17 protein-coding genes are annotated in these 21480 nt (G+C 59.7%); 5 read left to right on the top strand and 12 right to left on the bottom strand.

The genetic code is table 11. The annotated features are described in order from the left end of the window. Positions 1-187 precede the first annotated feature (187 nt). Positions 188-895: a C40 family peptidase gene (locus tag J4E00_RS05275; protein WP_208173979.1), complete on the bottom strand. Its 708-nt coding sequence runs from the start codon at positions 893-895 to the stop codon at positions 188-190. 336 nt (positions 896-1231) lie between these two features. Between J4E00_RS05275 and J4E00_RS05270 the strand changes: the two genes are divergently transcribed. Together J4E00_RS05270 and J4E00_RS05265 are read left to right on the top strand one after the other, a co-directional pair. Further along, positions 1232-1645, top strand: a complete 414-nt coding sequence (locus J4E00_RS05270) for a hypothetical protein (RefSeq protein ID WP_208173978.1) — start codon at positions 1232-1234, stop codon at positions 1643-1645. A gap of 81 nt (positions 1646-1726) precedes the next feature. After that, a complete protein-coding gene (locus J4E00_RS05265) occupies positions 1727-2551 on the top strand; it encodes a hypothetical protein (RefSeq protein ID WP_208173977.1) in 825 nt (274 codons plus the stop codon). 131 nt (positions 2552-2682) lie between these two features. On the opposite strand, the gene J4E00_RS05260 is transcribed toward J4E00_RS05265, so the two are convergent. Together J4E00_RS05260 and J4E00_RS05255 are read right to left on the bottom strand one after the other, a co-directional pair. Next, positions 2683-3609: a helix-turn-helix domain-containing protein gene (locus J4E00_RS05260; protein ID WP_208173976.1), complete on the bottom strand. Its 927-nt coding sequence runs from the start codon at positions 3607-3609 to the stop codon at positions 2683-2685. A 158-nt stretch (positions 3610-3767) separates the two neighbouring features. Further along, a complete protein-coding gene (locus J4E00_RS05255) occupies positions 3768-4928 on the bottom strand; it encodes an acyl-CoA dehydrogenase (RefSeq protein WP_208173975.1) in 1161 nt (386 codons plus the stop codon). Between the two features lie 329 nt (positions 4929-5257). On the opposite strand from J4E00_RS05255, the gene J4E00_RS05250 reads away from it, so the two are divergent. Both J4E00_RS05250 and J4E00_RS05245 read left to right on the top strand, forming a co-directional pair. Then, positions 5258-8854 (top strand): S8 family serine peptidase, encoded by a 3597-nt coding sequence (locus J4E00_RS05250; protein ID WP_208173974.1) that lies wholly within the window; start codon positions 5258-5260, stop codon positions 8852-8854. 101 nt (positions 8855-8955) lie between these two features. Then, on the top strand, positions 8956-9309 hold the full coding sequence (locus J4E00_RS05245) for a DoxX family protein (protein ID WP_208173973.1): 354 nt from the start codon (positions 8956-8958) through the stop codon (positions 9307-9309). 53 nt (positions 9310-9362) lie between these two features. On the opposite strand, the gene J4E00_RS05240 is transcribed toward J4E00_RS05245, so the two are convergent. After that, positions 9363-9917 (bottom strand): hypothetical protein, encoded by a 555-nt coding sequence (locus tag J4E00_RS05240; RefSeq protein ID WP_208173972.1) that lies wholly within the window; start codon positions 9915-9917, stop codon positions 9363-9365. Positions 9918-10100: 183 nt separating this feature from the next. Further along, positions 10101-11840 (bottom strand): single-stranded-DNA-specific exonuclease RecJ, encoded by a 1740-nt coding sequence (gene recJ / locus J4E00_RS05235; RefSeq protein WP_208173971.1) that lies wholly within the window; start codon positions 11838-11840, stop codon positions 10101-10103. Between the two features lie 48 nt (positions 11841-11888). On the opposite strand from recJ, the gene J4E00_RS05230 reads away from it, so the two are divergent. Further along, a complete protein-coding gene (locus tag J4E00_RS05230) occupies positions 11889-12050 on the top strand; it encodes a hypothetical protein (RefSeq protein WP_208173970.1) in 162 nt (53 codons plus the stop codon). A gap of 92 nt (positions 12051-12142) precedes the next feature. Here the strand turns inward: J4E00_RS05230 and J4E00_RS05225 are convergent, their stop codons facing one another. From J4E00_RS05225 to J4E00_RS05195, 7 genes are all read right to left on the bottom strand, one after another. After that, positions 12143-13969, bottom strand: coding sequence for a tetratricopeptide repeat protein (locus tag J4E00_RS05225; RefSeq protein WP_208173969.1), 1827 nt, complete (start codon positions 13967-13969; stop codon positions 12143-12145). Between the two features lie 169 nt (positions 13970-14138). Further along, positions 14139-16262: a SurA N-terminal domain-containing protein gene (locus J4E00_RS05220; RefSeq protein ID WP_208173968.1), complete on the bottom strand. Its 2124-nt coding sequence runs from the start codon at positions 16260-16262 to the stop codon at positions 14139-14141. Positions 16263-16425: 163 nt separating this feature from the next. Beyond that, entirely contained in the window at positions 16426-16689 is a 264-nt protein-coding gene (locus J4E00_RS05215; protein WP_208173967.1) for a hypothetical protein, read from the bottom strand. An 18-nt stretch (positions 16690-16707) separates the two neighbouring features. After that, complete coding sequence (gene lptC, locus J4E00_RS05210) at positions 16708-17265, bottom strand: LPS export ABC transporter periplasmic protein LptC (protein WP_236049506.1); 558 nt, start codon at positions 17263-17265, stop codon at positions 16708-16710. A 27-nt stretch (positions 17266-17292) separates the two neighbouring features. Continuing rightward, a complete protein-coding gene (locus J4E00_RS05205; protein WP_208173966.1) occupies positions 17293-18621 on the bottom strand; it encodes a hypothetical protein in 1329 nt (442 codons plus the stop codon). Next, complete coding sequence (locus tag J4E00_RS05200; RefSeq protein ID WP_208173965.1) at positions 18608-19348, bottom strand: type III pantothenate kinase; 741 nt, start codon at positions 19346-19348, stop codon at positions 18608-18610. The genes J4E00_RS05205 and J4E00_RS05200 overlap by 14 nt, the downstream gene beginning before the upstream one ends. Positions 19349-19439: 91 nt before the next feature. After that, positions 19440-21422, bottom strand: coding sequence for a pseudouridine synthase (locus J4E00_RS05195; protein ID WP_208173964.1), 1983 nt, complete (start codon positions 21420-21422; stop codon positions 19440-19442). Between the last annotated feature and the right edge of the window lie 58 nt (positions 21423-21480).

Below are 21480 nucleotides of genomic sequence, written 5' to 3'. Positions count from 1 at the left end.
TTCATCTTCTGACCCAGCAGTTTAGCATAGACTGCCAAACTATTTTCAAGTTTAATTCAATTTTTATATCTGCTAATGAATAACCCATGAATACCCAGCCAGTGGCATCATCTGCAAGGCGAATGGAACAAAAAAACGCCCGGCCATGGGGCCGGGCGTTTCGCCTGATTTTTCTTACTCGGAATGATTATTCAGCCGCCGCGACCAGTGCTTGCTCAACGGCGTTCGCATCGGCTTCGGCAGCGGCGGGCACGCGGCCAGCAGCATAGAAGTTGTGGTGGTAGTAAGGCTGGTTGAGTGAGCTCACCATCACGCCACCATTGGTAGCTGAGTGGGCGAACTTGCCATCTTTCAGGTAAATGCCCACGTGATAAATCGGGCCCTTGCCCCGGCGGAAAAACACCAGGTCGCCGGTTTGCATCTCACTTTTGGCCACGCGTTTGGTATTCGTAAACATAGCGCGAGAGGAGTGTATCAGGTTGATGCCATACACTTCCCGGAACACGCGGGTCACGAAGCCTGAGCAGTCGGTGCCGCGACGCGAGTTGCTGCCGTAGCTATAAGGAGCTCCAATCCAATCGGTTACTGTGCGCAGCAGGTCCTTGTTCTCGTTGAAGGCAAGGTGCAGGCCCAGGGTCTGGGCGTAGTAGTGGTACGTGAGCGAGTCGCGCGAGGCGGCCAGGGCGGCGGGAGTGGGCTTGCCAGCGGGTGGGTCGCCAGCCGCGAGCAGTTCGGTAGCAGGTTCTCCTGTCGTCAGGGCCGGAAGCAGCGATGCTTCGGCTACGACCGGTGCCGAGGTGGCACGGGCCGTTGCCGAAGCATCGGGGGCGCGTTCAAAGAAGAAGGAGAGAGCTAGCGAACCAGCGGCGAGGCAATACAGGAGGCTGTTTTTCATTGTCCGTCGTTAGAGGGTTAGGGGCAAAAATCCGGATTCCTTAAAGGCAAGGAAGCGCCGGGATAGTAGCTTTCTTAGGCGATAGGCAAGGCTGGTAAGAGCCGAGTGAAAAAGGTGAGAAAATAAAGCTGTACCCGATAATTTCTATTGGTCATAGAATGGGTCGCTGGGTAAAGCTAGGTTAAACTTTCCATAACCTCCACACTTTTTCTTAAAAAAAAGCAAATTTTATTATATAAACCATATTTTATCGTAAAATATTATCTTTATGACTTGCAACCATGCTGAATTTTGCTTCGTAATAGCGCCGCCCAAATATTTCCATATCTTGCTCGCATGCAAAAGCTCCAAACCTGGACCAACTCCCCTTTAGCATTCATCGCCCGCCGTGTGCTCAAAGCCCAGCGCGTGGCCATGGTAGTGGGGCAAACCGTGCACCTGAGCGGCGCCACCCGCGAAGAATTCCTGGCTGATGCCGAATGGGTAGCCCACGAAGCCGTGCACCTACGCCAGTATAAAGAGCATGGTCTTCTCCCCTTCCTTTGGAAGTACCTCATCGAGTCGGCCCGCGTGGGTTACTATGCCAATAAGTATGAGGTAGAAGCTCGCGAAGAAGCCCGCCGTGTGGTGCTAGCCGACCCCAACCACATCCTACGCCCCTTGCCGCGCCACGCACAGCCCAACGCCGGAGCACCTCAGCCCGCCAAAGCCCAAAATAAAGTAGGCAAATCGCAACTTCCCGGAAGCTGATTACGAATAATCCCCACGCTTCCGGCGCACTGCTGCCGGCGCAGACATTCGTTCTTTCCACTCCCTTTCCCACTCATAATCATGGACAATCCGCAAAACCAGCCCGGGCCAATGCCTGGCGACGACATTCGCGTACAAAATGCCGGTACTAACACGGGCAGCACCGGCCTGGGCAATGATGCAACTGTTTCGGGTGCGACATCGCGCAAGGGGACTAGTGCCCGCGGTGCGCAGCAAGCCTCTGGTGCTACCGACGCCCAAGCCAACAGCCAAGCTGACCAGGCTACTGCCGGAGGCCAGCCGGAAAGCAACACCAACAGCCAGGAAGGCACCCTGCTCGACACCGCGCTGAACAGCGGCAAGCAGTGGATTGAGGATTCCGGCGTTCTTAACAGTGTAAACCAACTGCCTCAGAGCATCAAAGACCTCGGCAACCGTGCCCTCGATAAAGTGAATGGCCTCAGTACTACTCAGAAAGTAGTAGGTGGTGCTATCCTGGCCGCTGGTATTGGCTGGCTGGCTACCCGTAAAGGCAAGTCTTCTTCCTCTTCATCAGAAAGCAGCCCCTATAACTATGGCCGCCAGCGCGACGCTGGCAGCTACGGTCGCCGCAGCTACGGCTACCAAGCCCCCGACGCCTCTACCAGCCGCCGCCCGGAAGCTGGTAGTGGCCGCTCCGACAGCGGCGCACCTTATGGCAACGGCGGCAGCCGCTACGGCAGCAGCGCCAGCTATGGCACCGATGCCAGTTCTGCTAAATCATCGGCTGGCAACACCGGCATTAAGTCGGGCAGTGGCCGGAGCGACAGCAGCTACGGCGGAGCCTCGGCCAGCACCGACCACGGCGCTCAGCATTCGAGCAACAGCTTCCGCTCAAAGGACGATGGCTTTCGCAGCATCGAATAGCCTTTGATAATGTCGCAACAAAAAGCCCCGCTTCTACCTGAAGCGGGGCTTTTTATTTATAGAGGTATTGGTTGAATAATTATCCTTCTGTAATCAGTAAAGCACTACACATAAAGCGGTAAGAATAGAGACTAGATATTCATGGCCGACTCGCGGCGGCGCATCTTGCCGGCCGGAATGCCGAACATCATTTTGAAGCGGCGGCAGAAATAGGCGGTGTCTTTGTAACCCACTTCTTTGCCGATGTCGCGGATGCTTTTCTTGGTGGTACGCAGCAGGAACACGGCGCGCTCCATGCGCTGGTATTCGATGTAGTCCTGTGGGTTGATGTTGGTCAGCATCTTGAAATACTGGCCCACATAGTCCTCGCTCACGTTGGCCACGCCACTCAGAACTTTGTTTGACAGGTCGCCGCCCAAGTTCTCCTTGATGTAGTTGAACAGGTCAATCAGGCGCGGGTCTTTGAAATAGGTGCTGTTTGTGGCCAGCTGCTCTACAAACATGTTGTTGCGCAGCACATAGCGCACCACTTCCACCACAATGTTTTCGGTGTAGATGTTGATGAGGCGCTCGCGGCCGGGCAGGTCCTGCATGCTCTCTTCCACCACCTTAATCACCAAGTTGGCCAGCTTGCTCTGCCCCGAGATGAGGAAGGCCGGCACATCGAGCGAGGCGAAAAAGTTCACCGAGTCGAACACTTTGGCTTCGAAGCTTACGAAGCTGTGGCTTTCGGGTGCCTCGCCAATGAGGTCGAGGTTATCGTTGGAAGTAAAGAACTTATCCTTATTAGAAATGAGGTCATCATTGGTGATAACGCGGTTTTTCTGGTCCACGCCGTAGCTCACACGAGTGGGCCGGCCACCAGGAATGAACAGCATTTCGCCCTCCTCCACCACCATATCTTCCTCGCCAAAGGTGAGATGGCCTTTGTGCAGCAAAATCAAGTTATTGCCGACATCATAAGAATTGCGCACAGTGAAGGGCTGGTGGAGAACCAGATTCTTCGCTTTGATATATCGAACCCCTAGTGACTCGATGACTTTATTGTAATCTTCCATAATTTATCTAACTAAAACGACCAGTTGGAGGGGCAATTGTGAATAGGCAGCATCAATCGCAGTGCAATATAACAGCTTGAAATTCACAAAAACAAGAAACCCAGCCGAAAGTCGGCTGGGTTTTGTGCAATGAATCTGAATTTTAGGCAATTCTGCCTCTATTTCAGGATTTCCCGAGAAATCACAATTTTCTGAATCTCGGAAGTGCCCTCATAAATCTGGGTAATCTTAGCGTCACGCATGAAGCGTTCGACGTGATATTCCTTCACGAAACCGTAGCCACCGTGAATCTGGACGGCCTCTACGGCTGCGTCCATTGCCACCTTCGAGGCGAAGAGTTTGGCCATGGCACCCGACTTGGCGTAGTCGGCACCATTGTCTTTATCGGCAGCGGCTTGCAGGCACAGCAGACGGGCCGCGTCGATGTTGGTCGCCATGTCGGCTAGCTTGAACTGAATGGCCTGATGCTGCGCGATGGGCACCCCGAAAGCCTTGCGCTCTTTGGCGTATTTCAGGCTGAGCTCCAGCGAGCCGGAGGCAATACCCAGGGCCTGCGAGGCAATGCCAATGCGTCCGCCAGCCAGTACCTGCATGGCGAATTTGAAGCCGAAACCGTCGGCCCCGATGCGGTTCTCCTTGGGCACCTTCACGTCGGTGAACATCAGCGAGCAAGTATCAGAACCACGGATACCGAGCTTGTTTTCCTTGGGTCCCTGGACAAAGCCGGGCATGTCCTTGTCAACGATGAGGACATTGATGCCGCGTGATTTCAGCTCGGGGTTGGTTTGGGCAATAACCAGGTAGACCGAGGCAGTGGTGCCGTTGGTAATCCAGTTCTTGGTGCCATTGAGGAGGTAGTGGTCGCCCATGTCCTCGGCGGTGGTGCGCTGGCTGGTGGCGTCGGAGCCGGCTTCGGGCTCAGAAAGGGCGAAGGCGCCGATGATTTCGCCGGAGCACAGGCGCGGCAGGTACTTCTGCTTCTGCTCTTCGGTGCCGTATTTCTCCAGGCCCCAGCACACCAGCGAGTTGTTTACGCTCATAATGACGGAGCACGAGGCATCGACTTTGCTGATTTCTTCCATGGCCAGCACGTAGCTTACCGTGTCGAGGCCGGAGCCGCCGTATTCGGGGCTCACCATCATACCCATGAAGCCCAGCTCGCCCATCTTTTTGATTTGCTCGGCGGGAAACTTCTGGTGTTCGTCACGCTCGATAACGCCGGCCCACAGCTCGCTCTGAGCGAAGTCGCGGGCAGCATCGCGGACGGCTAATTGCTCTTCGGAGAGCTGGTAAATATTCGAGGACGTGGCGGTTTGCATGGGGTGGTGGGAGTTTTGAGTTAATGCTGCAAAAGTACGGACTTGGCGCGGGATGGGGAAAGGTGAACGCTAGTAGACAACGTGGCAGCGGGAGCAATAACAGCCAAGTAGGTGGGAAAGATTTTGGCATTGGGGGTAGTCTCTGGTAGAATCGACGCGATGGGCCTTCGAGCTTATGCATCGCGGCATAGCGTTGTTTCTCTTATCTGCTCAGCTGGTGGGCTAATCATCCGATAAGCTTTAGCCGAAAAAGGGAGATATTTATTCCATGAAGAAGGCGTGAAGGTTGTATCTTTTGCCCTGATTAACAACCCGTTTTCCCTTGCCACATGAAATACCTGTACCGAATGGCGCTGGCAACAGCGCTGGGACTGCCGGCCCTACCCGGCCTGGCACAGCCCATTGCCCCGGCTACCGAACCCTTCGCCTTACGCCTGGCTGTGGGCGACATGGTGCCGGCCGCCAACGCCGACGCCTGGCTGGCTGCCCCCGCCGCTGTGCCCACCGATGCCTGGCAGGGGCGCGTATTTCGCCTGCTGCAATTCACGCACCTGCCCACGGAGGCTCAAAAGGCGACTCTGCGGCGCGCCGGCGTACAGCTTTTCGACTACCTGCCGTTGAAGGCTTACACCGCCAGCTTACCGGCGGGACTGGCACATAGCCAGTTGGCTGGGCTGGGGCTGCGCAGCATCGGGGCCATGCCGGGCCGCTGGAAACTGGCCGGCACCCTGGCTCAGGGCACCGTGCCGGCCCACGCACGCCGCACTGCCGGCCAGCTGGAAGTAGCGCTGACCTACTACCCGGCCCTGACGCCCGCCCAGGTGCGGACAGCGCTGGCAGGAGCCGAATTCCAGGTGCTGAGCCAGGATGACTTTGCGCACCAAATGCGCGTGGTGCTGGCCGAAACGGCGGTGCTGCGACTGGCCGAGCTGCCGTGGGTGAGTACCGTGGAAGCGGCGCCCGCCCCTGGCCAGCCCGAAAACTTCCGGGGGCGTACCGACCACCGCGCCAATGCCCTGGCCACCGACTACGGCGCCGGCCGCCACTACGATGGCCGGGGAGTGACCGTGGGCCACGGCGACGACGGTGCCATTGGCCCGCACATTGACTTTCAGGGGCGGGTGGACGTGAGCACCGCCGGCGTCAGCCGAGGCGACCACGGCGACCACGTGGCCGGCACCATCATGGGGGCCGGCAACCTGGAGCCGCGCAACCGGGGGCAAGCCGTGGGCGCATTCAACTTCTATCAGGATTACCCCAACAACATCAACCAAGCGCCGGCGAACTACGCCAACTCCGCTCGGCGCGTACGCGTGACCAGCTCCAGCTACAGCGACGGCAACAACGCCGGCTACACCAGCTTCGCCCGCTCCCTCGACCAGCAGATGCGCCAGCTGCCGTTTCTGATTCACGTTTTTTCGTCGGGCAATGCTGGCACTTCGGACTTTGGCTATGGCGCGGGCGCAGGCTGGGGCAACATCACCGGCGGCCAGAAAATGGGCAAGAACGTGCTGACCGTGGGCAACGTGGACTACCGCGACGCCCTGGCCAGCAGCAGCAGCCGCGGCCCGGCCACCGACGGCCGCATCAAGCCCGAAGTGTGCGCCGTGGGCACCAACGTAACCTCGACCTACGGCGGCAACACCTACGCTACCATCTCGGGCACCAGCATGGCCTGCCCGGGCGTGTCGGGCGTGACGGCCCAGCTGGTGGGCGCCTACCGCAGCCTCAACGCCGGGGCCGAAGCGCCGGGCGCGCTGCTCAAGGCCGTGCTCATGAACACGGCCGAAGACCTGGGCAACCCGGGCCCTGACTTCCGCTTTGGCTACGGCCGCATCAACGGCCTGCGGGCGGTGCGTGTGCTGGAAGGACACACTTATTTCCTCGATACCCTCACGCAGGGGCAGAGCCGCACCTTCGTAGTGCCGGCCGTTGCGGGCAAGACGCAGCTGCGCGTGATGCTGCACTGGACCGACTACGAAGGCGCAGCCAACGCCCGCCCGGCCCTCGTCAACAACCTCGACCTGGTGGGTACCGCTGTGGGTACGAGCACTCCCATTCAGCCCTGGATACTGGACCACCGCCCCACCGTGGCCCAGCTGAACACGGCTGCCGTGCGCGGGCGCGACTCTATCAACAACGCCGAGCAAATCACCATCGACAACCCCAGCGCACCCGGCGGCTACAGCTTCACGGTGAGCGGACGGGCCGTGCCCCAGGGCCGCCAGGGTTTTTGGCTGACCTATAGCTACATCGACGAAGGCGTAGAACTGACCTACCCGCTGGGTGGCGAAGGCTTCGTACCTGGCGAAACTGAAACATTGCGCTGGGACGCGGCCGACAGTTCCCTACCCTTTTCCGTGGCGTATACCCTCGACAACGGCCAGACCTACGTGCCCATTGCCAGCAACCTAGTTGGTACGGCCCGCTCCACCGATTGGGTGGTGCCCACTGGCCTTGCTGCCGGCAGCGTGAAAGTGCGCGTGACGCGGGGTAGCACGAGCAGCCAGTCGCCGGCTTTCTTCACGGTGGCCCCGCTGCCTACCAACCTACGCTCCGAATACCGCTGCCTCAGCGAAAGCCGGCTGAGTTGGACGGCCTCAGCCGGCGCTACTTCTTATACGGTGTACAAGCTGGGCACGCTCTACATGGATTCGCTGACGACCGTGACGACGCCCTACGTAGTACTGCCGGGCCTGGGCTCGGGGTCTGACTACTGGTTTGCCGTGCGGGCGCGGGGGGCCAACGGCCTGCTCTCGCGCCGCACGCGGGCCATTTACCAGGCCAGTGGCCTACGCGACTGCCCCGGTCCGCCGCTGGCCGGCTTCGAGCCCAGCCTGAAGGTGCTATGCCCGGGCAGTACGTTGCTGCTGAGCGATAGCAGCCAAAGCGCGCCCACTAGCTGGGCCTGGGTTATCAGCCCGAGCGCGGGCGTGACGTTCGTGAATGGCACCTCGGCCACCTCGCAAAACCCGCAGGTAAGCTTTGCCAATCTGGGTACCTACACGGTGAGCCTCACAGCTACCAACAGCTACGGCCCCGGCTCAGCCACCCGCACCAATCTCATCACGGTGAGCAACGGCATGCCACTGGCCTTCAGCGAAACGTTTTCGACGGCCGCAACGGCCTTTCCGCCGGCTGGCTGGCGGGTCGAAAACCCCAGCTCTACCTATACCTGGGAGCTGAGCCCGACGGCCGTGGTAGGCCCCGATAACGTGAGCCGTCGCCTGCCCATGGTCAACGACTTCGATGATGGCCTGCGCGGGGCCCAAGATTTCCTCATCACTCCGCCCCTGAACCTGGCAGGCAGCACCAGCCCGGAACTGACCTTCGCCGTGGCCCACCGGACTTACAGCAGCACCTTTTCGGATGGCCTGCGGGTAGATATTTCTACGGACTGCGGGGCCACCTTCGTGCCCACCAGCTACCTGAAGCGCGGAACTACCCTGGCTACGGTAGCTACTGCCAGCACCAGCGTGTTTGCGCCCACCAGCGCCGCTCAGTGGCGGCAGGAAACCGTAAACTTGAGTGCCTTCCGCACGCCTGGCCCAGCCGCCCAAACGCAAACCGTCCTCCTGCGTTTTGTGAACCTGAACGACAACGGCAACAACATCTACCTCACCAACGTGCGCGTGGCCGAGCGCGTGGCTACCGCCACCACCGCCAGCCAGCGGCTAACGGATGCCTTCACGGCAGCCCCGGTACCATTTGGCAGCCAGTTGCGGGTGACGGTGGCACCCTCTTTGACGGGTACGGCCACCTTGCAGCTCCTCGATGCGTTGGGCCGCGAAGTGCGTCGCCAGCCCCTCATTCTGCGGCCCAGCCCCCAGCAAGTGGCCTTCGATACCGATACCCTGCCCGCTGGCGTGTACGTGCTGCACCTGAGCACTGCGCAAGGCACCCAGCAGTTGAAGGTACTGAAGTAGCAGCCTCTTCTTCCTTGTCAAAGAAAAGCCCTGGCCAAGCGTTGGCCAGGGCTTTTCTTTGACAACTTGAGCCCCTCTGGCTTTCCCTACTTCCTCTTCCAATGGTTTTACTTAGCCGCTACACACTGGCCCTGCTCTTTATCGGGGCCGGCATCTGGCATTTTGTGCATCCGGCCACTTACCTCGCCATCATGCCGCCGGCGCTGCCCGCCCCACTGGCGCTGGTATATGTGAGTGGCGTGTTCGAAATGCTGGGCGGGGTGGGCCTGCTGCCGGCTCGCACGCGGCGGCTGGCGGGTTGGGGACTGCTGGCATTGCTGGTAGCCGTGTTTCCAGCCAACGTGTACATGGCCCTCATCCACGAACAACTGCACATTCCTGGCTGGGTGGCTTGGGGTCGGCTGCCCTTGCAGCTGCCCCTGCTGTGGTGGGTATGGCAGGTGATGCGGCGGTAGTATGCCTTTTGGCAACGCCTGCCATCCACAGCAAGACTCCGGATGACAGGCGCCTATTCCAACCCGGCCAGTAGGTTCTCTAAAACTTCGGCTTCGCGCTCCAGACCCGCTTGGCGCGCGGTGGCCAGAGCCTGAGGACCGGGGCCACACTCGTCGTGCAGCCCTACGCTGGCTTCGAGCTCGAATAGGGAAAGCCAACGAGCCTCCTGAACGGGGTCGGGCACGGGGTCGGTATAGCCACGCAGGGCAGGCAGCGCGGCCAGGCGGTTGACATAGGCCGTGGCGCGGGCCTGCATGGCTGGTCGCTCACTGGCCAGGCGGGCAGCCTGCATACGGCAAGCGGCTATCCGCCGCCGCAGGGCCTTGGTATTGACCGGCGGGGCGGGCAAGGGGGCCGGGGCCGGCTCAATAATGCCGCTTCCCCGTAGCATCTGGCCCACAGTAGCCAGGGTGAAGCGTAAATGCTGTACTCCTTGTCGTAGGTGGCGGCCTAGGGGCAGGTCACGCAACCCGGCTTCGGCCTGTGCCACAACGACGCGGTGGACGCCCAACCACTCGGCCAGACGCTGTTGGGTAAGCGCAAAATGCGCACGCAGGGAATCGGCCATTCGTCCACCGAACGGCCGCTAATGGCCGGAATGGGTTGCTACAAACGTCGGCACCCGGAAAAAAATGTAGCAACGGAGCTGCTACAAAATTCCTGCATCGTAAAAAATGTAGCAGGTTCGATGCTACAGAATTCCAAAATCGCAGGAAATGTAGCAAATCATCGGTGGCTCAATGGTTCGCCCCTACTCCCAACGCACGTCCAGCAGGCGGAGCTGCACGGCGCGCTGGCCGCGGTATTCGTTCAGCTCCACGGTGTAGCAGGCACTAAAGGGCTGGCCCTGCTCAATCTGGGGCAGGTAGTCGGCCAGGCCGAAGCCGATGGCGTCCACCGCGGGACCCTGCGCGTCGGCCGAGGCGAGGCGCAGCTTGAGGTGCCCCTGACCTACTACACGGGCACTGTGCGGCACGGCAATCAGCCGCTGCGAGGCAAATACCGGGTTGGGGTTGCCGGGGCCGAAGGGCTCCATGCGCCGCAATTCGGCAAAAAATTCCTCCGTGATGCGGCCAATGGGCAGCACGGCTGCAATTTCGACGGGCCGCACCAAGTGCTCGGTGGTGAGGGTGTGGGCTACCACTTCCTCAAAGCGCTTCTGGAAAGCGGGCACGTTTTCCACCTTCAGGGTAAGGCCAGCGGCAGCGCGGTGCCCCCCAAACTGGTCGAGCAGCGGGGCGCAGGCTTCCAGGGCCTCGTGCACGTCGAACCCCGCCACGGAGCGGGCCGAGCCGGTGGCTTTGCCATCGCGCTGCGTCAGGATAACGGTGGGGCGGTAGTATTGGTCGAGGCAGCGCGAGGCCACGATGCCGAGCACGCCCTGATGCCAGTCGGCCTTGTAGAGCACGGTGGCATGGGCGTTTTGCAGGGTGGGGTCGCCGGCAATCATGTCCAGCGCCTCCTGAGTGGTGTGCTGGTCGGAGCCGCGCCGCTGCTGGTTCATCTGGTCCACCACTTCGGCGGTGTAGCGGGCCTCCTGCTGGTCGGGTGCCAGCAGCATGGCCACGGCGCGGCGGGCATCGCCCATGCGGCCGGCGGCGTTGATGCGCGGCGCAAAGCCGAATATCAGGCCGCTGATGCCCATTGGGCCTTCACGCAGGGTAGCCAGCTCGCGCAGGGCGGCCAGGCCGGGGCGCAGCTGGGCAATGTCCTCATTAAACCGCCGCAGGCCGTAGGAAGCCAGAATACGGTTTTCGCCTGTGATGGGCACAATGTCGGCTGCAATGCTAACGGTCACCAAATCCAGCAAGTCGTACAACGGGGCATACGGCAACCCCAAATGCTCGCCCAGCGCCTGCATTAGCTTGAAGCCCACACCGCAGCCCGAGAGTTCCTTATAGGGGTATGGGCAGTCGGCCCGCTTGGGGTCGAGCACGGCCACGGCGGCCGGCAGTTCCTCGCCGGGCAAGTGGTGGTCGCAGATGATAAAATCGACGCCGCGGCTACTAGCATAGGCCACCTGCTCCACAGCCTTGACGCCGCAATCGAGCGCGATGATGAGCGCAAAGCCCTGGTCGGCGGCTACGTCAATGGCCTTCTGCGAGATGCCGTAGCCCTCAGTGTAGCGGTCAGGAATGTAGTCGCGCAGCCGCTCTGCACCGAACAGCGGGGTGAGGTAGCTCATCACCGTGGCCACGGAGGTAATGCCGTCCACGTCGTAATCACCAAGCACGAGCACCTTTTCGTCAGCATCCAGGGCATGAGCGAGGCGGGCCACGGCGCGGTCCATGCTGCGCATCAGCAACGGGTTGGGCAACTGGCGCAGGTCGGGGTGGAAGAAGGCGGCAGCGGCTTCGGGCGTGTCGATGCCACGCTGCACCAGCAAGGCGGCTATTTCGGGGGCAATGAAGAGGGCCTGGGTCAGGGAGTTGACCTGGACAGGGTCAGGGTCGGGGATATAATTCCAGCGCTTACCAGCGGATAGGGTCATTGGATACTTCGTCAAAATGGCTTCAAAAGTACGACCAAACCCTGCCTCGTGCCCGCCGGCCCTACCTTTGGGCCCATCATTTCAGTGCCCCGCCCCATGCGCAAGCTTCAGGATTTTTTCCGCCAATACCGCCAGTACATCGGCACCGAGGCGCTGATGTACGGCACATTTATCGTGATATTGGTAATACTGGTGGTGTTTTTTGGGTAGGAATGTTTGGGCTAAGAAGCACGCGAGATGCTTCGGCTGCGCTCAGCATGACGTGCTGCTTTCATTCCACGAACTCCTACTTATCCCCTACTCTACTGCACTCCATCCCCCCGCAATTTGCGGAAGCGCTTGCGGGCTTCCGCCACGTAGATGCTACCTGGGTACTTCACGATAACCTGATTATACAGCTCCTGCGCTTTCACCTTGTCTTTCACATCTTCCTCCTGGATGCGGGCCAGCAAGAACAGCGCGTCGTCGCTCAACACGTCGTATTTGGGGTTGTTGGTGATGCGCTCCAAGGTGGCAATGGCCCCCGGAAAGTCGCCGATACGGCGCTGGAGCTGGGCCTTTAGGTAGTAGGTATCGTCGGAAAGGGCATGGCCGGGGAACTTCTCCAGCAAGTCATCCAGGCCCTTTATCGCTTCCGGAATCTTGTTCTGAAACACCAACTGCTCCACGCTGGCGTAGGCCTTCAGACCGATGCCGAGGGTGTCTTCTACGGTGTTGTCCTGAATCAGCAGCGAGAGCTGCATGGCATCGTTGGCGATTTCGCGGGTGGTAGCTTCTTTCAGGATGTCGAGGTGACTTTGAGACAGCTTGAAATCGCCGGCGTAGTAGCTCAGGCGGGCATTGCGCAGCTTGGCCTCGTAGCCCAGCGGCGAGTCCTTATGCGATTTCTCCACCTGCGAATACAGCAGCGTGGCCTCCCAGGGCTCCCCTTTTAGGATATACAAATCGCCCTGCGTGATTTTGGCCTCGTCTACCACATCGTCGCTGGCGCGCGGCATATCAATTACCTGCTGAAGCAGCGTCATGGCCTTGGCCCGGTCATTCAGCTGGAAAGCGTAGAGGTTGGCCAGGTTGCGGAGCACAGGCGCAGTTTCGGGCGTGCGCCCCAACTCCGCCAGCAGCTGCTCATATTCCGCGACCAGAGCGCGAACCTTCGTCATGTCTACTGGGTAAGTTTCGCGCACCTGAACCTCGCGGGCTTGTAGCAGACGCTGCCGGGCAGCGTTGTAGTATGGCCCATTGCGATATTCCTTGGCCACGTAGCTGAAGCCGTCGATGGCTGTTTCGTAATCCTTATTCTGCTGCGCAATGGCTGCTACTTCCAGCACCCGCACCCCCTCGCTTCGGCCGCGCCGGTCCAATGCCCGCGCCTGCACCAACGCCCCGCCAAAGTCCCGACGCTGCATCTGCAGCCAGAGCAACAACTCACTGTAGGCGGCTTGCTCGGGGTGTTCCTGCGTGGCGGTAAGCAACTGCTTCTCCAGCGCATCGAAATCCTTTTCCTCGTGCAGGGCGTTCTGCAGCATGTTGCGCACGTAAGGCAGCTGCTTGTCATCCTGGGCAATGAGGCGCAGGGTTTCGGCCAGCACCTGGGGCTGGTTCTGCATCTGGGTGTAAAGCTGAATAAGCTGCGGTGCGTACTCGGTGTCGTTTTTAGCCAGCGCCCGGCCGCGCAGATAGGTTTTCTCTGTCCACTCGGGCAGTTCGCGGCGCTCGAAGTCGGTGGCTACGGGCACCACCTGTGCGGGCGTCAGCTGAGCCAGCACCTTGTTCCACTGCTTCTCAGCGGCGGGCGCATCGCCAGCGGCTTTGTATACCCCGCCCAATGCTACCCCCATGGTGGCATCTTCGGGATGCAGCTTGACAGCTTTTTTGGCTACTTTTTCGGCTTCCTTGTATTTCTTAAGTGCCTGCAGCGAAGTCAGGTATACCGGGAATACTGCCAGACTCGTCTGCTCCTCGGCCGATAGTTTTTCAAAAAGAAAAACCACCTTTTCGTGCTCGCCCCGTCGGGCATAGTCCTGCGCCAACGTCGTGCTGCTTACCGGGGACCACGGTTTCGATGGCTGGGCCTGGGCCGATAATGCCAGCAGCAGCGCGGCAGATGCAAAGAGGGAGGGTGAGCGCATAGTGTAAAAGTCGTTTCTCAGAGCAGCGGCCGAATCCTACTGCATCGGTTGCAGGCCCTAAACGTCGGAATTCCAGTGCTTCGTTCAAAGCAGCTCCGCATGGAAAGAAGCATAAAAAAAAGGGCCGCCCCCGAAGGTACGGCCCTTTTCAAATCGAAGGATTGACGTCCTAGAAAAACTTCGTGCGGTTGTCTTTCACGTTGGCGTGGGCCTTGATAGCCTCGTAAATCTTGCCATCCTGTGCCTGGGCGCGCTGCTGTGCCAGCTGCTGGCGGATGGTTTTCAAATCGTTGGCAACGGCAGGCTGCGACACGGTGACGGGCTCAACCACCAGCACGCCCTGCTCACCCTGAATGGGGGCCGACTTCTGGCCGGGCTTCAGTGCGTAGGCTTTGCCCACAGCCAGCGGCTCGAAGCCGACGTTGGCAATGCTGCCCTGGCCGAGTACTACGTTGTCGGCAGTACCTACCTGAGCGGTAGGACCGTATTTCTGGGCCATTTCTTCCAGGGTGCCAGCCTTGGGCAGCTTGGCCATGATTTGCTTGGCCTTCTCCTCGTTGCGTACCACCGCCGACAGCTCGGGGCGCAGGCTGGCCACGGTAGCCGTGCCTTTGGCGCGCTCGTCGGTGAGGGCAGCAATCACGTACTGGTCGCCGATTTCGTACACTTCCGAAATGTCACCAACCTTGGTTTCGGCGCCAGTTGGGCTGAAGCCGAAGGCCCAGCGCACCAGCTCACGGGCGTTCTGCAGGTTGTTCACGGCGCGAGCACCACGGTCCAGGTTTTTGGCTTCCTGCTTTTGCAGGGTTTTGTCCTTGGTCACCAGCTTGCGGAAGCTTTCTAGGTCGGTAGCCTCGCCTTTCAGCTGCTGGGCCTTGGCATACGCAGCTTCGCGGGTGGCATCGCTCGGAGCGATGGTTTTCTTCACTTCAGCAACTTGATAAGTTTGCTTAGTGGGCACGGCCGTGATTTTGATGATGTGGTAGCCGAACGAAGTTTCTACCACGTTGGGCAGCAGCCCCGTGGAAGTAGCGCCAAAAATGGCTTTCTCAAACTCGGGCACCATGCGGCCCTTGCCGAACCAGCCGAGGTCACCGCCCTGGTCTTTGGTACCGTCGGTTCCGAACTGACGGGCCATGGCAGCAAAGTCAGCGCCGCCTTTGATTTTGTTCAGTAGGTCCTGTGCCTTGGCTTTCGCCGCCGCCTTGGCTTCGGGCGTCGTGCCTTCGGCCTTGATGAGGATGTGGCTGGCGCGGGCGGCGGGCTCTTTGCCCGTGCCAACGGCCGACACTTTGTAGAGCGAGTACGTACCGCCTTCCGCATAAGGGCCGTACACTTTACCCTGGGTCAGGGGCAATTGCTTGCGCAGCTCTTCGGGCAAATCGGCGGGGCTACGGAAAGCATTATTGGGCTGCAATTCCGAGTTCTGCATCACAAACAGCGAATCGACCGGAGCCGAGGCAAACTGCGTAGTTAGCTCCGCAATGGAATTTTTCACCACGGCGCTGTCCTCTTTCGAAGCTACCACCGGAATGGTGATGTATTCCACCGAGCGGCCGTCTTCTACCTTGTATTTGCTCTTGTTCTTGTCGAGATAGGCTTGCAGCTGCTCGTCGGTCACCTTAACTGCCGAGTCCGAGATGCTGCCGTAGGGCACAAACAAGTACTTGAGAGTGGCCTTCGTGTTCTGGCTCACGTCGAAGCGCTTGGCTTCGGCAGCCGTCACGTACACCGAGTTCTTCAGCAGGGCGTTGTACTTGTTGGCAAGGCGCTCGGCGGGCAGGTTGGCTTCGAAGTTGTGCCAGGCGGCCTGGTTTTCGGGGGGCAGCTTGTCGAGGTTTTTCAGGTACTCAATCAAGCGGGCCTTGTCAAACTGACCCGTTTTCTGGTCGGTGAAAGCCTGCTTGATGCCGGGGCTGATGTTGTCGCCTTGCACCATATCCACCAGTTCGTCGTCGCTCACGGTCAGGCCCAGCTTCTCCCACTCCGGCTGGAATGCCATGCGGTAGATGGTCTGGTTCCAGGCCTGGTCGCGTAGGTAGCCAAGCGCCTGGTCGTCGGGCTGGCGCTGCTGCTGAGCCACAAAAGCTTGCTTGGCTTGCTCCAGCGCGTTGTTATAATCGGCGATTTCGACCTTCTGGCCAGCTACTTCGCCCACTGTCTGGTCGTTGCGGTTGAAGAGACGGTTTTTACCGCCTACCAGGTCGCCGCCCACAATGAAGAGCAGCATCCCGACAGCCACGGTGCCTACCGCCCAGCCCGATTTTTCCCGAATCGTGTTAATTAAAGCCATTTACTTGTCAAAAGAATCGAATCCGTGTTAGTCAAAAGAGGCGCAAAATAACCAGAATTTGGCCGGGAATCAAAGTTTTACCCGTTTTAAAGTCTAGTGCTCAGCTACCGAAACCATTGCGGCAATGGCCGCACCCATTTCGGTGGGGTTGGCAATGCCAACGTTAGCGGCGCTTTTTAGCCGATTTGGCGGGCGTTTTGGCGCGGGCCTGCTTGGCCAGTTTGGCTTCCTGCTCGGCAATTTTCTCGGCCAGCCGCTCTTGCTGCCGCCAATACAGCAGCGGCATCCAGCACGTCATCGACACCATGAATAGCCAGTAGTTCCGGGCCAGGTCGTTGTAGAAAACCGTCTGGTAGATGCCGATAACCAGCGCCACCACGCCCACGGAAAAGAGAACGGTGCGCAGCAGGTGTTTGTCGAATGTCATAGAAAGAAGAGGCCGCGCTTAGAGGCCGGCCCCGGTTTTGGCCAAGATGCCCGTGGGCCGCTTGATGCTGTAGAGCGAGAAGTTTTGGTTGGCCTTCAGCCCGTAGCCGTCAATATATTCGGTGGGCGTTTCTACTTTCACAAACATGGCAGTGTCGGTGTAAATCAACTGCTTGTTCTTGTCGAAGAACAACTCCTCGGTGCGCATATTCTGCCGCTCGGGCACGTTCACTACATGCACCTTGCCGCGCATGATGTAGAGGTTCTTCCCCTTGTCGGACTTGCCGTAATTAGCGCGGAGGGTGTTGATAACCGTCTTCTTGCCATCGGCCGAATAAAATGTGACCATCATGCCCTTGGGGTAGATGATGTCGCCATTTTCGAATTGCTGCTCCAGCGGCGCAGTCAGCTGAAACTTCAGCTTGGCCGAGTCGCTGACCAGCGTCAGCACGTTGGTCGTCTCCATAAACGGGCCCTTATACACCATCCGGGGACCCGTGACCTTCTGCTTGTCACAGCTGGCCAAGGCCAGCATTGCCAGCACCCCACTCCCCCACCAGATTTTGAATCCGAACAATTCGCTTGAGCTGTTTTGGGATGAGAATTATTGCAGACGGCGCTTGATGAACCAGCGGTTGTTCAGCGTGATGCCCAACTGGCCGCGGATGTAGTTTTCCTGCACATTGCTGGAACCACTAGCGGTTTGGAGCAGGCTCGTATTGCCGCGCATGCCGTAGGTGAATGCCAGACTGAAGGTGGTGGCCTCCAGCGGCGTGGCCGTGGGCAACGGGAAGGCAAAGCCCCAGCTCACCGACCGGTCGTACAGGGTATTGCCGCCCGGTTGGTAAGGCATCTGAGATACGTTGATACCGGCGCGATAGGTCACGCGCTGGAAGTAGTGCTCTACGGAGCCTGGGTCGGGCGAAATTTCGCCCCCCAGCCCAAAGCGCAGGGTGTTCTTAAGCTCCGGTCCGTTGTTGGTGAAGTTGCGAAACTGCGACCACTGTTGCTGCGACACATCTAGGTTCAGGCTCCAGTTCCGGTCGTTATCGAAGCTAACCCCCACTTGGGTCAGGGCCGGTACGAAGACGCTGCCTCGGCCGTCGCTCAGCAACGTAGAGGTTCCAATGAGTGTCCCGTCGGCATTCTCCCGCTCGCGGGTATTGGTTTGCAACCCGTTGAGCTGGTGCGAAAAGCTGTATACGCCACCCACGTTCATGTTCAGGGTCTTGCCCACTTTTTGGCGGTAGTGCGCCCCGGCCCGGAAGGCAAAGTCCGAGTAGCGGGTGTGCTGGCGGTCAACCGATTTCACGGCAGCTTCACTGCTATTGGCAATTTGCAGAGTGGTACCCGTCGTTTCATCCACCGTTCCGAACACGTAGGAGGCGGTGAAGCCCAGCGTAAAGCCTTTGGCAATGCGCACGCCCTGGCCAAAATAAGCCTCCGAAACACCGCCCGTGCCTTTCAACTGAGTCAACTCAGTATCTTCTGGCTTGTTGGCCACGGCCTGCACTGTATTCGATTCATAGTCGACAGAGCTCAACGGCTTCAGGCCCACGGCCGCGCCCCACCGGGTACTCAGCGGCACCGACAGCGCTAGGTAGCCCAAGGTACCATTGCCGCTACGGCTCGATGCCGTAGCATTTTTCACTGTTTTGAACTGGCCGTTGTATCCCGCCTCAAACGTGGTCCGGCTAGTGTAGTACAGCAACGCCGGATTCAGCTCATTCACATTAACCGCATTAGGCGCCGCCAAGCCCACGCCGCCCATGCCCATTTGGCGTACGCCGCCGGTATTGGCATTGAAATCGCCCAAACCGATACGTGAGTACGGCGAGTTGCCGAGGCCCTGTGCCTGCGCACCAGCCGTCACCAACACGCCACCCAGCACCAGTCCCAGCAAGCGCAACTCCATCTCTTTACTTGTCAACATGATAAACTAAAATCCGATTTAGCCCAAGCAGTACCAGCTCGGGGACAACAAAGATACTATTTGGGAGCCGGGTCGCCAGAAAGGCGGCATCCCCTCCGGTCAGCAGCACCGCCAGGCTGGGGTACTGCTGTTGATATTGAGTTAGTAAGCCCCCGATTTCAGCTACCGTGCCATTCACTACGCCGCTCAGCAGGCTCCCGGTAGTGGAGTCACCCACGAGTGGAATCGTTGCATCAGCTGCCGGCAATTCCAGCAGCGGCAGCCGCCCCGTGAAGGCGTGCAGCGCCCGCAGCCGCATGGCTAGACCTGCCGCGATGCTACCACCATGGTAAGTGCCATCGGCCGTCACCAAGTCAAACTTCAGGGCCGTACCTGCATCAATAATGAGCGTATCGCGGCCCGGCAACAGGGCGGCGGCACCTACAGCCCCCGCCAGCCGGTCGGCCCCGAGCGTGTGTCGCGTGGCATAGGCATTGCGGAGGGGTACCAGCGTGGTACCAGGGCTAAAAGCCAAGATTTCGCCCGGCACCACGTCTCGCAGCTCCTCCACGGTTAGCACCGCCGCCTCGGCCACCGAGGCCACAATTACATGCTGGGGCTCCCAGCGTTTCACTAGCTCATGCACTTCGGCCGCCGTGAGGCCGGCCGCCATTGCCCGTAGCACCGGGCCATCAAAACAACCAGCTTTCACAGCCGTGTTGCCAATATCAAGGGCGAGGGTACGCATGCTTAAATGAAGAATGAGGAACAAAGAATGAGGAATGGAAAACGGCGGACGTGCCAATTCTTCATTCCTCATTCTTTATTCCTCATTCCTACTACAGGAAGTATTTCAGACGAATAACCTCTTGCTCGCTTAGGAAGCGCCATTTGCCACGGGGCAGGTCCTTCTTGGTGAGGCCGGCATACTGCACGCGGTCCAGGGCCACCACTTCGTAGCCGAGGTGCTCGAAAATGCGGCGCACAATGCGGTTGCGGCCAATGTGGATTTCGATGCCCACGAAGTGCGCGTTGCCAGCCACTACAGCCACATCATCGACCACGGCTTTGCCGTCTTCCAGCTCCAGACCTTCCGAAATTTTGCGCAGGTCATCTTCGGTCAGAGGCTGGCTTAGCTCAACCTGGTAGATTTTTTTGTTCTGATGCGAAGGATGCGACAGCTTCTGTGCCACTTCCCCATCGTTGGTGAAAAGCAGTAGGCCGGTTGTATTGCGGTCGAGGCGGCCCACCGGGAAGATGCGTTCCTTCGAAGCACTGGCCACTAAGTCCATCACCGTGCGACGACCTTCGGGGTCTTCCGTGGTCGTAATGAAATCCTTCGGCTTGTTCAGCAGCACGTACACCGACTTCTCCCGGTTGAGGTTGGTTTTGCCGTACTGCACGGTGTCTTCGGGCTGCACTTTGTAGCCCATTTCCGTTACCACTTCGCCGTTCACCCGGATTTCGCCGGCTGCAATTAGTGCATCAGCCTCGCGGCGCGAGCAAATGCCGGCGTTGGCGATGTAGCGGTTCAGGCGCGTTTCGTCCGTGCCAAAGTCCTCTTCTTCGCGGCGGCGCTTGTTGCCCCGATTTTTGTCCTGCTCGTAGTGTTTGAGATTTTTATAGTCGGGAGCTTCGCCGGGCTTCTCACCGTAGCGGGGCTTGTCGGCGCGGTTTTCCTGCACTACCGGACGCGCCGGGCGAGGCTTATCTACAGCGCTGCCGTAGCCCGTGCCCGAGCGGCGTACGCTCCGCTCCTGAGCCTTCAGCAATTCGCGGCGCTCGGCAAAGCTGCCGGGGGCCGGCGCCCATTTCTCTTTGGGACCACGCTTCTCATAGCTGCCGGGGCGCTCGCCAGTGCTGCGGCTGGTGCCCGGAGCACCATCGCGGCGACCAAAAGCACCAGGCGTAAACTTCCGGCCAAAAGCAGCTTGGTCGGCACGGTAATCAGCGTCGCCGGCGTCGGTACGCTCACGGCTATAGGCCGGGCGCTCGCCACGCTCTTCCCGCGGCTGTGGCGGGTTCGCCTCAAATGGGCGGGCCGACCGGATGGGCCGGTTGGGGCCGCGTTCCTCGCCACGCTCAGCGTTACGGTCAAAATTTTCCGGTTCGCGCGGTGTGCTGCGGCCGAAGCTGCCGCCCGTGCGTGGGGTACTGTTTTCGGTCGGCTCGAAGGGGTTTTGCTTCTGAAATTTACGGTTGCGCTCGCCAGGCTCGCCTCGGGGCACGGCCTTCTCGCCGTCGCGACGGTAGGGCTGGCCACTCCAGTTTTCCTTGGGCTGATAGGGACGTATGGGCCGGTCCGAGTTGGCCGAGGGGCCGCGCTGCTCGTTCCGGTTGCTACCGAAGCTGCTACGCTCAGGGCGCGGGGTAGCCGTGCGGCCGTAGCTGGTGCCCGTGCGCTGCTCCTTGCCTACGCTGGGCCGGTCGTCGCGGCGCTCATACGGCCGGTCGTTACCGGGACGGAAACCGCCCTGCTCGCGCTGGCCATATTCTTTGCTTCCGAAGCTCTTGCCGCCAAAGCCGCTACCACCTTCGCGGCTACCGCCACCGTAGCTGCTGCCATACGGGCGCTTCTCCCCATCGCCGAATTTCTTGCCGCCACCAAATGCGCCATTCGAGGGCCGCCCAAAAGCGCCATTGGTAGCCGGACGCCCAAAGGCTCCGTTTGAGGCTGGGCGGCCATTGCCGTAGCTATTGCCACGGTCGCTGCCGCGCTCACCGCCTCGGCTGGCAGCACCGCCGCCAAAGCCACCGGGACCACCGACATTACGGCCGCCGCGACGGTCCGCCTTATCTTCTGAAAAATGTTTCTTGCCCATGGGGAGAAAAGTTGCGTGCCGTATCGCTACGGTACAGGTTAAAAAAAAGTAGTCGGTA

The organism is Hymenobacter negativus, assembly GCF_017571495.1.
GTDB classification, from domain to species: domain Bacteria; phylum Bacteroidota; class Bacteroidia; order Cytophagales; family Hymenobacteraceae; genus Hymenobacter; species Hymenobacter negativus.
The sequence above is the reverse complement of the archived record's forward strand: the minus strand, read 5'-3'. Positions and strand labels throughout refer to the sequence as shown.

Coding starts and splice junctions, on each gene's coding strand:
- J4E00_RS05265 (WP_208173977.1), top strand. CDS start 1,727: ATGGACAATCCGCAAAACCAGCCCGGGCCAATGCCTGGCGACGACATT.
- J4E00_RS05195 (WP_208173964.1), bottom strand. CDS start 21,422: ATGGGCAAGAAACATTTTTCAGAAGATAAGGCGGACCGTCGCGGCGGC.
- J4E00_RS05200 (WP_208173965.1), bottom strand. CDS start 19,348: ATGCGTACCCTCGCCCTTGATATTGGCAACACGGCTGTGAAAGCTGGT.
- J4E00_RS05260 (WP_208173976.1), bottom strand. CDS start 3,609: ATGGAAGATTACAATAAAGTCATCGAGTCACTAGGGGTTCGATATATC.
- recJ (WP_208173971.1), bottom strand. CDS start 11,840: ATGACCCTATCCGCTGGTAAGCGCTGGAATTATATCCCCGACCCTGAC.
- J4E00_RS05225 (WP_208173969.1), bottom strand. CDS start 13,969: ATGCGCTCACCCTCCCTCTTTGCATCTGCCGCGCTGCTGCTGGCATTA.
- J4E00_RS05275 (WP_208173979.1), bottom strand. CDS start 895: ATGAAAAACAGCCTCCTGTATTGCCTCGCCGCTGGTTCGCTAGCTCTC.
- J4E00_RS05255 (WP_208173975.1), bottom strand. CDS start 4,928: ATGCAAACCGCCACGTCCTCGAATATTTACCAGCTCTCCGAAGAGCAA.
- J4E00_RS05270 (WP_208173978.1), top strand. CDS start 1,232: ATGCAAAAGCTCCAAACCTGGACCAACTCCCCTTTAGCATTCATCGCC.
- J4E00_RS05240 (WP_208173972.1), bottom strand. CDS start 9,917: ATGGCCGATTCCCTGCGTGCGCATTTTGCGCTTACCCAACAGCGTCTG.
- J4E00_RS05250 (WP_208173974.1), top strand. CDS start 5,258: ATGAAATACCTGTACCGAATGGCGCTGGCAACAGCGCTGGGACTGCCG.
- J4E00_RS05205 (WP_208173966.1), bottom strand. CDS start 18,621: ATGTTGACAAGTAAAGAGATGGAGTTGCGCTTGCTGGGACTGGTGCTG.
- J4E00_RS05245 (WP_208173973.1), top strand. CDS start 8,956: ATGGTTTTACTTAGCCGCTACACACTGGCCCTGCTCTTTATCGGGGCC.
- J4E00_RS05215 (WP_208173967.1), bottom strand. CDS start 16,689: ATGACATTCGACAAACACCTGCTGCGCACCGTTCTCTTTTCCGTGGGC.
- J4E00_RS05220 (WP_208173968.1), bottom strand. CDS start 16,262: ATGGCTTTAATTAACACGATTCGGGAAAAATCGGGCTGGGCGGTAGGC.